Genomic DNA, 10,739 nt, shown 5'->3' on the forward strand with positions numbered 1-10,739 from the left:
CTATGGGTCGTGAACTGCAGCTGCGCGCTGCCAGTCCGGAGGATGTCGAGTGGATCCACGAACTACGTCATCGGGTGTACGCAGAGGAGTTGGGCCAGCATGTGCCGGATCCGTCCGGGCGGCTGCGTGACGGGCTGGACGGCGAGAACGTCTATCTGGTCGCGGCGCGGGGCGCCACCCGGATCGGCTTCGTCAGCCTGACCCCGCCCTGGCTGGGGCGGTACGGGCTGGACAAGTACCTGACCCGCGACGAGCTGCCGCTGCTGGGCGAGGACGATCTGTTCGAGGTGCGCATCCTCACCGTCGAGCCGCGCTGGCGGGCCTCCGCGGCGGCACCGCTGCTGATGTACGCGGCGCTGCGCTGGATCGCGGCCCGCGGTGGTCGCCGGGTCGTGGCGATGGGGCGCACCGAACTGCTCGACATGTACCTGGCCGCCGGCCTGCGCCCGGTCGGCCGTACCGTCCACAGCGGTGCGCTGACCTTCGAGGTACTCACCGGCAGCGTGACCGAGCTGACGAGGATCACGATGGACCGTCACCGCACCACGACGGAGCGTCTGCGGTCCCAGGTGGACTGGCGGCTGGACATGCCGTTCGCACCCCGGCCGGACGGCTGCGAACACGGTGGCGCCTCGTTCCACGCCATCGGCACGGACTTCCGTACCCTGCACCGACGCCTCGAGGTGGTCGCGGCCGACGTGCTGGATGCCTGGTTCCCGCCGGCCCCCGGAGTGCGGGCGGCGCTGGCGGAGGATCCGGCCTGGGCCGCCCGGACCTCACCGCCGACCGGCGCCGAAGGCCTGCTGGCGGAGATCGCCGCGGCCCGGGCGCTTCCGGTTCGGACACTCGCGGTCGGCGCCGGTTCGTCCGACCTGATCTTCAGGGCGTTCGGCCAGTGGCTGACCCCGGAGAGCAGGGTGCTGCTGATGGACCCGGGATACGGCGAGTACGCCCACGTCACGGAGCGAGTCATCGGGTGCCACGTGGACCGGTTCCGGTTGCGCCGCGAAGACGGCTGGCGGATCGATCCGGCCCGGTTGTCCGCCGCAGTCGGCTCCGGCCGCTACGACCTCGTGGTGGTGGTCAACCCCAACAACCCGACCGGACGCCACGCGCCGGCCGCGGAGCTGCGCTCGGTGATCGAAGCCGCGCCGGCCCGAACCCGCTGGTGGATCGACGAGGCCTACCTGGGCTATGTCGACCTGACCGAGTCACTCGCCGGCCTCGCCACGACGGACCCGCGAGTGGTGGTCTGCACCTCACTGTCCAAGATGTACGCGCTGTCCGGAATGCGAGCGGCCTACCTGGTGGCCGAGCCGGACACCGCGGCGCGGCTACGCCGTTGGACCCCGCCCTGGCCGGTCAGCCTTCCGGCGCAGCTGGCCGCGGTGGCAGCCCTGCGCGACCCGGCGTACTACAGCGACCGCCGGCTTCGCACCCACGCGCTGCGCCGACAGCTGGCCGCCGACCTGGCCGGGCTGGACGAGGCCTTGGTGGTCGACGAGGGCGTGGCGAACTTCCTCACCGTGACCCTGCCGACCGGCGGGCCGAGTGCCGCACAAGTGGTGAACGAGTGCCGCCGAAACGACGTCTACCTGCGCGACCTGTCGCCGTTGTCGTCGGCGTACCAGGGGCGCACGGTGCGCACCGCGGTCAAGGACACCGCCGAGAACACGCGCATCGTGGCCGCCTTCCAGGCCGCCCTGGACGCACTGCGGCCGTCTTCGGCCTCGCTCGTTTCCCGGTCCGAGCGCGTTTCCGCCGCGGGATCCGCCCGGTGATCACCGTGGCTTCCCTGGCGCCCTACCTTGGTGGCGCGCTGGCGCTGGGCGGCATCGGGGTGGCGGTGTCCCGGCGTCGCGAGCTGCTGATCCGGTGGTGCGCCTGGGCCGTCGGAGTGCCACTGGTCACCGGTGCGTTCTGGTGGGGTCGCCCGGGTGCCGCGGCCGTCGCCCTCGTGGTCGGGGTGATCGCCGTGATGGAGTTCGGCGGGCTGATGCGGCTGGGCCGGTCGGACCGGGCGGTGCTGGCCGCGGCGGTGGCAGGCGTGGTGCTGACCGCCTGGTTGGCGCCCGGAGAGGTGTTTCGTTCGGTCGCGATCGGGGCGCTCGCGGTGGCCGCGGTGCCGCTCCTGGCCGGCGACGCCGACCACGGCCTGCACCGGCTCGGCGCCGGTCTGCTCGGGCTGGCCTGGCTGAGTGTGACGGCCGCACTCGTGCCACTCGGGGCGAGCGCGCTCGCGCTGTTCGTCGCGGTCTCGATCGCCGACATCGTGGCGTACTTCGCCGGTCAGGGGTTCGGCGGGCCGCGGCTGTCGCCCCTGTCACCGGCCAAGCGGTGGAGTGGGACCCTGGCCGGGGCCGCGGCCGGCCTCGGCGTGCTCGCCGTGCTGTCCGCGCTGAGCTGGCAGATGGCGGTGGCGGTGGCGGTCGGCGGCCCGGTCGGAGACCTTCTCGAATCCATGATCAAAAGAGGGGCGCAGGCGAAGGACTCCGGCAGTTGGCTGGCCGGCTCCGGCGGTCTGCTGGACCGGATCGACTCGCTGCTCATCGCGCTGGCCGTCCTGCTCGTGTTGCGCTGACCCTCGTCCGCGCTGAGCGACTGCCGTGGCGAGGGCCAACAAAGGGAGGTAGAGGATCCGCTTGCTTGCTGCGGCGAAATCCGTCAATCGGCTTTAATGCAGGGCGGATTGAGGTTGAGTACGCGTACCGTGTGCGCCGCGCGGCCCGACTGCGGACTGCGCCGCGCCTACGCCGCGAACCCCCGCATCGTCGCCCGTCGCTCGCGAGACCGCAGCTCGCGCCAGTGGCGCGGACGCCGAGGCTCCAAGTCGTTGTCTCCCCGGTCACTTGGAGTGTGATCGCAACCTGACAGTGGGTCGCTATGATCAAAACGTGGCAAAACTTGACAAAAGAGAGCAAGGCCTGGTCGCGTCAGGTGCGTTCAGAGCTGCCCGGCTGGGAGTCAGAGCCGTCCTGTGGGGCATCGCTCTCACCCTGGCTGCCGTGACCGCCTGGATCGTCTGGGTGGTGGTGATGTCGGGCGGCGGACTCACCCTCGCGCTCTGCGCCCTGGGTCTCGCCGCCCCGTGGCCGCTGTTCCACCTCGCCGCCTCCCGCCGCCGGACACGTTCTCCGGGCACCGGGCGCACCAAGGGTCCATCCTGAAACTCCCGTACGGGGATGAGTGGGAGCGGGATCGCCCTGATCGCGCCGGACGGCTCCCAGCGCCTTTTCAAGGTGAACGGCGCACCCGGAGCGGGCGGCGCCATCAAGAAGATCCACACGGTCGACGCGACCGACCTGCCGGTCAACGGCTGGTGGAAGCTCCGGGTCGACGACGTGGGCACCGGCGACCCCGGCACGGTCAACGACTTCGTCGCCAGGTTCTCCCCCGGCCGACAGTGAACCGGCGCACCCTCAACTGCCGCTGGCAGAAGAGCGGATGGGGCTGTCGCCCGCCGGGCCGAACAAGACCGCACCCGGACCGTCAGGGACGCCTTTCTCGGCGTCCTGCGGACCGGGTGCGGTCAAGGGGACCAGGCGACCAAGGGCATCGCAGGTCAAGCGGCATGATCGGAGATCAGGCCTTCTTGGTCTCCCAGAAGATCTTGTCGATCTGGGCGATGTAGTCCAGGGCCTTCTGACCCGTGGCCGGGTCGGTCGAACCCTTTGCGGCCGAGAGGGCCTTCAGGGCGTCGTTGACCAGCTGGTGCAGCTCCGGGTACTTCTCGAAGTGCGGGGGCTTGAAGTAGTCGCTCCACAGCACGGAGACGTGGTGCTTCGCGAGCTCGGCACGCTGCTCCTTGATGACGGTGGCGCGCGCCTGGAAGTGCGGGTCGTCGTTGCCGGCCATCTTTTCCTGGACAGCCTTGACCGACTCCGCCTCGATGCGGGCCTGGGCCGGGTCGTACACGCCGCAGGGCAGGTCGCAGTGGGCGCTGACCTTGACCTTGGGGGCAAACAGGCGGGAAAGCATGCGCAATCCTTCCTCGTGATCGTCTTCTCAGGTGCGACATTACTCCCCGAGAGAAGGGATTTCGCGAGTGCCCCCATGGGCTTAGGACAAAAGTCCGGGGTCAGACTGAGACTGGTGGAGGAACGGACCGGGGAGGTGCCGGGGATGCCGGAGCTGTCGCAGGAGACCGAACGCGGGGGTGCCGTACTGCCGTTTGGGCTGGCCGAGGTGACCGGGCCGTCCATGGTGCCCACGCTCAGTCACGGGGATCAGCTCGTCGTCCAGTGGGGTGCCCGGATCAGGCCCGGCGACGTGGTCGTCCTGCGTCATCCGTTCCAGCAGGACCTGCTCGTCGTCAAGCGGGCCGTGCAGCGGCGCGAGGGCGGCTGGTGGGTGCTCGGGGACAACGCGTACGCCGGCGGCGACAGCACCGACTACGGGACCGTGCCCGACGAGCTGGTGCTCGGCAAGGTCCGCTTCCGCTACCGGCCGCGCCGGCCGGATCAGTGTTCGCCGTTCGCAGCGGTGCGCTGGGCGCTGTCGGCGGCGAGGCCCGTCTTCTCCGACCGGTCGGCCTCCAGGCGCTTGCGGGCGCGGTAGGCCGCCACGTTGGCGCGCGTCGCGCAGCGGTCGGAGCAGTAGCGCCGGGAGCGGTTCGTGGACGTGTCGAGGTAGGCGTTGCGGCACGGGGCGGCCTCGCACAGGCCGAGACGGTCGACGCCGTACTCCGTGAGATGGAAGGCGAGGCCCATCGCGGCGATGGCCGCGTAGCCCGCGGTCGCGTTCGACGGGTGGTCCGCCAGGTGCATGTGCCACAGCGGGCGGCCCTCGTCGTCCCGGTAGTCGTGGCCGGAGATCTGCGGGCTCACCGGGAACTCCAGCAGCAGTGAGTTCAGCAGGTCCACCGCCAGGGTCTCGTTGCCCGTGTCCGCCGCCTCGAAGACCGCCCGGAGCCTCGCCCGTACGCCCCGGAAACGTGTGACGTCCGCGTCCGTGGCACGGCGGGCCACCCCCTCGTTGCCGCCGAAAAGGTCGTGGATCGCCTCGACCGAGGTCAGCGCGTCCTTGCCCCGGGCCGGTTCCTCGCTGTTGACGAGACGCACGGCGTAATCCGAGTAATAGGCCAGTTCCACTTGTAGTCCTTACGGAGGCGTTCTAGGGTCGTGGTGCGGTCGAGTAACAGACGATCGTGCATCCAGGGTATTACGTCACGTACGCGAAGGAGGGGCTCGATGGCGGACACGGAGACCACCACTGCCGGTACCGACTGGCAGGCCTGGCAGCAGAGCTGGGACCGGCAGCAGGAGTGGTACATGCCCGACCGGGAGGAACGCTTCCGGATCATGCTCGACATGGTCGAGGCCCTCGTCGGCACCACCCCGCGGGTCCTGGACCTCGCGTGCGGCACGGGAAGTATCACGGCCAGACTCCTCGCCCGGTTCCCGCAGGCCACCAGCACCGGCGTCGACCTCGACCCGGCGCTCCTCGCCATCGCCGAGGGCACCTTCGCGGGCGACGAGCGGGTCACGTTCGTCACCGCCGACCTCAAGGACCCCGACTGGCCCGCCAGGCTGCCGTACGACTCGTACGACGCCGTCCTGACCGCCACGGCCCTGCACTGGCTGCACAGCGACCCCCTCGCGGCCCTCTACGGTCAGGTCGCGGAACTCGTCCGCGACGGCGGTGTCTTCATGAACGCGGACCACATGATCGACGACACCACGCCCCGGATCAACGCGGCCGAGCGCGCGCAGCGGCACGCGGCCATGGAACAGGCCAAGACCGACGGCGCCCTCGACTGGTCCGAGTGGTGGCAGGTCGCCGCCAAGGACCCCGTCCTCGCCGGGCCCACCGCCCGGCGCTTCGAGATCTACGGCGACCATGCCGACGGCGACATGCCGTCCGCCGCGTGGCACGCGCGCGTGCTGCGCGAGAAGGGCTTCGGGGAGGCGCGTCCGGTGTGGTGCTCGCCGTCGGACACGCTGCTGCTCGCCGTGAAGTAGCGGCAGAGGGCTTTGGCGTAGCGCCTGAATGTACGGAAAGGGGCGGTACGGGATTCCCGTACCGCCCCTTCGCCTTGCGACTGCTACAGCACCTTCGACAGGAACGACTGCGTCCGCTCGTGCTGCGGGTTCGCCAGGACGTCCCGCGGGTTGCCGGACTCCACCACCACGCCGTCGTCCATGAAGACCAGGCTGTCGCCGACCTCCCGGGCGAAGCCCATCTCGTGGGTGACGACGATCATCGTCATGCCGGACTCGGCGAGGTCGCGCATGACGTCCAGGACGTCACCGACCAGCTCCGGGTCGAGCGCCGAGGTCGGCTCGTCGAAGAGCATCAGCTTCGGGTCCATCGCCAGCGCACGGGCGATCGCCACGCGCTGCTGCTGGCCGCCGGAGAGCTGCGAGGGGTAGCTGCCGGCCTTGTCGGCCAGGCCGACGCGGTCGAGCAGCTGCTGCGCGCGCTCCCGTGCCTCTGCCCTGCTCACGCCCTTGACCTGGACCGGCGCCTCCATGATGTTCTCGACGGCGGTCATGTGCGGGAACAGGTTGAAGCGCTGGAAGACCATGCCGATGTCCCGGCGCTTGACCGAGACCTCGCTGTCCTTCAGCTCGTACAGCTTGTCGCCCTTCTGGCGGTAGCCGACCAGGTCGCCGTCGACGTACAGGCGGCCCGCGTTGATCTTCTCCAGGTGGTTGATGCACCTGAGGAAGGTCGACTTGCCGGAGCCGGAGGGGCCGATGAGGCAGAAGACCTCGCCGGACCTCACTTCCAGGTCGATGCCCTTGAGGACCTCGACCAGACCGAAGGACTTGTGGACGCCCTCGGCCTTCACCATGGCGGTCATGCGGTACCTCCCGCCGAGGAACGGTTCGACAGGGACAGCAGGTTCGCCCTGATCTTCTGGAACGGCGTGGCCGGCAGGCTGCGGCTGGAACCGCGAGCGTAGTACCGCTCCAGGTAGTACTGCCCGACACTGAAGATCGAGGTCAGCACCAGGTACCAGGCCGCGGCGAGGAACAGCATCTCGGCCGGGGCGCCGGAGGTCTGCCCGATGTCCTGGGCGACGCGGAGCAGCTCCGAGTACTGGACCACGGACACCAGCGAGGTCGTCTTCAGCATGTTGATGACCTCGTTGCCCGTGGGCGGCACGATCACGCGCATCGCCTGCGGGACGACGATCCTGCGCAGCGTCTTGCCGTGGCTCATGCCCAGCGCGTGCGACGCCTCGGTCTGGCCCTCGTCGACCGAGAGCAGACCGGCCCGGCAGATCTCCGCCATGTACGCGGCCTCGTTGAGGCCGAGGCCCAGCAGCGCCGTCAGGAACGGGGTCATGAAGTCGGACCACTCGTTCTTGTAGAACGGCCCGAGGTTGATGTACTCGAAGACCAGGCCCAGGTTGAACCAGACGATCAGCTGGACCAGGACCGGGGTACCGCGGAAGAACCAGATGTAGAACCACGCGATGGACGAGGTGACCGGGTTCTTCGACAGGCGCATCACGGCCAGCAGGATGCCGCCGACGACGCCGATCAGCATGCACAGCACCGTGAGCATGAGCGTCTTGCCCACGCCGCCGAGGATGCGGTCGTTGAAGAAGTAGTCCGGGATGGCCCCCCAGTTGATCCTGCCCTGGGAGAACGCGTAGACGATGCCGGCCAGCACAGCGAGGGCGACCACGGCGGACACGTACCGCCCGTAGTGCCGGACCGGGATGGCCTTGATGGCCTGCGGGCCGGCCGGCGGAGTGTCCGCCGGCCCGCCCGTCTTGTCGATGTCAACAGTCACGGGTGTTGCCTTTCAGTGCCCGCGGGCCGCGGTCACTTGCCGCCGTTGATGGTGGCTTCCTTGACGGCGCCGTCGGCGACGCCCCACTTCGTGATGATCTTCTCGTACTCGCCGTTCGCGATGATCGCGTCCAGCGCGGCCTTCAGGGCGTCCCGCAGCTGGGTGCTGTCCTTGGCGACCGCGATGCCGTACGGGGCGGCCTCGACCTGCTCGCCGACGAGCTGGAAGTCGTTGCCGCCACCGGAGGTCTTCACGGCGTACGCGGCGACGGGGAAGTCGGAGGAACCGGCGTCGGCGCCGCCCGCGCGCAGGCGGGTCTGGGCCTGCTGGTCGTTGTCGAAGGCCTGGATGGAGATCGTCTTGCCGCCGGTGCACTTCTTCGCCTCGGACTTGGCCAGGTCCTCGGAGACCGTGCCGCGCTGCACCACGATCTTCTTGCCGCACAGGTCGGACCAGGTCTTGATGCCCTGGTCGTCGCCCTTCTTGGTGTAGATCGAGACACCGGCGGTGAAGTAGTCCACGAAGTCGACGCCCTCGCCGACCTTCTTGCCGGTGTCCGAGTCGACACCCTCCTGGCGGTCCTTGGTGTCGGTCATCGCGGACATGGCGATGTCGTACCGGTCCGAGCGCAGACCCGTGATGAGGGTGTCGAAGGTGCCGTTCTCGAACTTGAACGTCACGCCGAGCTGCTTGCCCATGGCGGCCGCGACGTCGGGGTCGATGCCGACGGTCTTGCCGGCGCTGTCCTTGAACTCGACCGGAGCGTAGGCGATGTCGGAACCGACCTTGATGACGCCCGCGTCACGGATCGCCTTCGGGAGCTTGTCGGCCAGCGGGGCCGCGCTCGCCGAGGTGGTGTCGGTGCTGCCCGAGCCGCTGTCCTCGGTCTGGTCACCGCAGCCGGTGAGCAGCAGAGCGCCTGCGACCGCGATCGCACCGACCGCTGCTAGCCGGGAGTGCGCGGCGGTCGTACGACGGGTGGAGCTTGCGGTCATTGTGGGTTCCTCCGGCGGATGGGTGGAGTTGCCGTTGGGGCGGACAACTGCTGATGGGTTCGGCAGGTGCCTTGGGTCCTGGGTCGACGAGAGCACACGTCTTCGAGTGTCGCGACCTCGTGTGATAACGGCATCTTGCCATTCGGACCAAGGCCTTCAGGGACCCAGCCATGTCAAAATCGGATAACGGGCGACCCCCGAACCGCACCAGGTCGGTACATCACGACCGCACCATCTACGGGAATCCTCCCTTCCGGCCGCAAGATCTTCGGCATATCCCGGGATGCGGACGTCGGCCCGGTGCAGGTCGGCGCGCGTTGAGCGACGCTCGAACGCCCGTCAAGCCGATCTTGAGAGCTTGGGTCGGTATGTCCCATGATTCATGTCACCGGTAAGGGCATGATCTCGCTCCGCCATGTGACCTTGCACGTATTGGACTCGTCGGCGGGCGGCCCGTCCGGTAAGAAGGTTCTTTACACCCCTCATCCGGGGCTCAGGGCGCGTGTGCGGCGCGCCCGTCGCGTATGGCTCGTACGTACCCCGTGCGGGTGCAGCACCACCAGGGCCGTGCGCGGTGCCCGCCCACTTCTCAACCAGGAGTGGCCACCCTCAAACCATGAAGACCTAAGGGGTAAGACAAAGTGGCAGCGGAGATCGTCAATCCTCGCAGCGACAGCAGTACGGACCAGGAGGGCGGGGCGGAGCCCTTCGATTCCTTCGATCCGGCGTTCGCGCTGCACCGCGGCGGCAAGATGGCCGTGCAGGCCACCGTGCCGGTCCGCGACAAGGACGACCTGTCCCTGGCGTACACGCCCGGCGTCGCGAAAGTGTGCAGCGCGATCGCCGAGCAGCCCGATCTCGTCCACGACTACACGTGGAAGTCGTCCGTCGTCGCCGTCGTGACGGACGGTACGGCGGTGCTCGGACTCGGTGACATCGGTCCCGAGGCATCCCTCCCGGTGATGGAGGGCAAGGCGATCCTGTTCAAGCAGTTCGGCGGTGTGGACGCCGTGCCGATCGCCCTGAACTGCACGGGCGTGGACGAGATCGTCGAGACCGTGGTCCGGCTCTCGCCGTCGTTCGGCGGCATCAACCTGGAGGACATCTCCGCACCGCGGTGCTTCGAGATCGAGCGCAAGCTCCAGGAGCAGCTGGACATCCCGGTCTTCCACGACGACCAGCACGGTACGGCGGTCGTCACGCTGGCGGCGCTCCGGAACGCGGCGAAGCTGACCGGTCGGGGGATCGGTGAGCTGCGGGCCGTCATCTCGGGCGCCGGTGCGGCCGGTGTCGCCATCGCGAAGATGCTGGTCGAGGCCGGTATCGGGGACGTGGCGGTCGCGGACCGCAAGGGGATCGTGTCGGGCGACCGTGACGACCTGACCTCGGTCAAGCGGGAGCTGGCCGGCTTCACGAACAAGGCGGGCATCACCGGGTCGCTGGAGGCCGCGCTGGAAGGCGCCGACGTCTTCATCGGGGTTTCCGGCGGTACGGTGCCGGAGCCGGCGGTGGCCTCCATGGCTGAGGGTGCCTTCGTCTTCGCCATGGCCAACCCGAACCCCGAGGTCCACCCCGATGTCGCGCACAAGTACGCGGCCGTCGTGGCCACCGGGCGGTCGGACTTCCCGAACCAGATCAACAACGTGCTGGCGTTCCCCGGCATCTTCGCGGGGGCGCTGCAGGTGCGGGCCTCCCGGATCACCGAGGGCATGAAGATCGCGGCGGCCGAGGCGCTGGCGTCGGTGGTCGGCGACGACCTTGCCGCGGACTACGTGATTCCGTCGCCGTTCGACGAGCGGGTGGCGCCTGCGGTGACGGCCGCGGTGGTGGCGGCGGCGCGGGCGGAGGGTGTTGCTCGGCGCTGAGGTCTGTGGTGGCCCCGCCCGTTTGGGCGGGGCCATTCTTTTTTTACCCGGGCGCCCGGCTGTTCGGGTGGCTTCGGGGGGTCGTGTTGCGCCTTCGGGTGGGTTGGGGGTCGGGGCCAGTCTCTTATAAACA

Annotated in this window: 12 protein-coding genes; 7 read left to right on the top strand and 5 right to left on the bottom strand. The window is 69.2% G+C overall.

Annotated elements, in window-relative coordinates; translation table 11 throughout:
• Window positions 1–2 precede the first annotated feature (2 nt).
• The 4 genes from ACFWWR_RS23155 (at window position 3) to ACFWWR_RS23170 (ending at window position 3,407) form a co-directional block, all read left to right on the top strand.
• Window positions 3–1,781: an aminotransferase class I/II-fold pyridoxal phosphate-dependent enzyme gene (locus ACFWWR_RS23155; RefSeq protein ID WP_383872306.1), complete on the top strand. Its 1,779-nt coding sequence runs from the start codon at window positions 3–5 to the stop codon at window positions 1,779–1,781.
• Window positions 1,778–2,581, top strand: a complete 804-nt coding sequence (locus tag ACFWWR_RS23160) for a phosphatidate cytidylyltransferase (protein ID WP_383872304.1) — start codon at window positions 1,778–1,780, stop codon at window positions 2,579–2,581. The genes ACFWWR_RS23155 and ACFWWR_RS23160 overlap by 4 nt, the downstream gene beginning before the upstream one ends.
• Before the next feature lie 424 nt (window positions 2,582–3,005).
• A complete protein-coding gene (locus ACFWWR_RS23165) occupies window positions 3,006–3,167 on the top strand; it encodes a hypothetical protein (protein ID WP_383872301.1) in 162 nt (53 codons plus the stop codon).
• A gap of 15 nt (window positions 3,168–3,182) precedes the next feature.
• Window positions 3,183–3,407 carry a proprotein convertase P-domain-containing protein gene (locus ACFWWR_RS23170; protein WP_383872298.1) on the top strand — a complete coding sequence of 75 codons (225 nt, stop codon included), beginning with the start codon at window positions 3,183–3,185 and terminating at the stop codon, window positions 3,405–3,407.
• 175 nt (window positions 3,408–3,582) lie between these two features.
• Here ACFWWR_RS23170 and sodN read toward each other — a convergent pair whose 3' ends face one another.
• The gene (gene sodN, locus ACFWWR_RS23175; protein WP_030928916.1) at window positions 3,583–3,978 is read right to left on the bottom strand and encodes a superoxide dismutase, Ni; all 396 of its coding nucleotides are present in this window, start codon (window positions 3,976–3,978) and stop codon (window positions 3,583–3,585) included.
• Between the two features lie 144 nt (window positions 3,979–4,122).
• Here sodN and sodX point away from each other — a divergent pair, with 144 nt between their 5' ends.
• A complete protein-coding gene (gene sodX, locus ACFWWR_RS23180) occupies window positions 4,123–4,557 on the top strand; it encodes a nickel-type superoxide dismutase maturation protease (RefSeq protein ID WP_383872476.1) in 435 nt (144 codons plus the stop codon).
• On the opposite strand, the gene ACFWWR_RS23185 is transcribed toward sodX, so the two are convergent.
• Window positions 4,461–5,090 (bottom strand): CGNR zinc finger domain-containing protein, encoded by a 630-nt coding sequence (locus ACFWWR_RS23185; protein ID WP_383872295.1) that lies wholly within the window; start codon window positions 5,088–5,090, stop codon window positions 4,461–4,463. The genes sodX and ACFWWR_RS23185 overlap by 97 nt on opposite strands.
• Window positions 5,091–5,189: 99 nt before the next feature.
• Here ACFWWR_RS23185 and ACFWWR_RS23190 point away from each other — a divergent pair, with 99 nt between their 5' ends.
• Window positions 5,190–5,960: a class I SAM-dependent methyltransferase gene (locus ACFWWR_RS23190; RefSeq protein WP_383872292.1), complete on the top strand. Its 771-nt coding sequence runs from the start codon at window positions 5,190–5,192 to the stop codon at window positions 5,958–5,960.
• A gap of 83 nt (window positions 5,961–6,043) precedes the next feature.
• Here ACFWWR_RS23190 and ACFWWR_RS23195 read toward each other — a convergent pair whose 3' ends face one another.
• From ACFWWR_RS23195 to ACFWWR_RS23205, 3 genes are read right to left on the bottom strand one after another with little or no spacing between them, the layout of a single operon-like run.
• Complete coding sequence (locus tag ACFWWR_RS23195; protein WP_383872289.1) at window positions 6,044–6,805, bottom strand: amino acid ABC transporter ATP-binding protein; 762 nt, start codon at window positions 6,803–6,805, stop codon at window positions 6,044–6,046.
• The gene (locus tag ACFWWR_RS23200) at window positions 6,802–7,746 is read right to left on the bottom strand and encodes an amino acid ABC transporter permease (RefSeq protein WP_383872286.1); all 945 of its coding nucleotides are present in this window, start codon (window positions 7,744–7,746) and stop codon (window positions 6,802–6,804) included. Before ACFWWR_RS23200 ends, ACFWWR_RS23195 begins: the two co-directional genes overlap by 4 nt.
• Window positions 7,747–7,778: 32 nt before the next feature.
• Window positions 7,779–8,741: an ABC transporter substrate-binding protein gene (locus tag ACFWWR_RS23205; protein WP_383872283.1), complete on the bottom strand. Its 963-nt coding sequence runs from the start codon at window positions 8,739–8,741 to the stop codon at window positions 7,779–7,781.
• Between the two features lie 641 nt (window positions 8,742–9,382).
• On the opposite strand from ACFWWR_RS23205, the gene ACFWWR_RS23210 reads away from it, so the two are divergent.
• A complete protein-coding gene (locus ACFWWR_RS23210) occupies window positions 9,383–10,606 on the top strand; it encodes an NADP-dependent malic enzyme (protein WP_384305059.1) in 1,224 nt (407 codons plus the stop codon).
• The last annotated feature ends 133 nt before the right edge of the window (window positions 10,607–10,739 follow it).

Source organism: Streptomyces sp. NPDC058678 (genome assembly GCF_042714835.1).
In the GTDB taxonomy this organism is placed as follows: domain Bacteria; phylum Actinomycetota; class Actinomycetes; order Streptomycetales; family Streptomycetaceae; genus Streptomyces.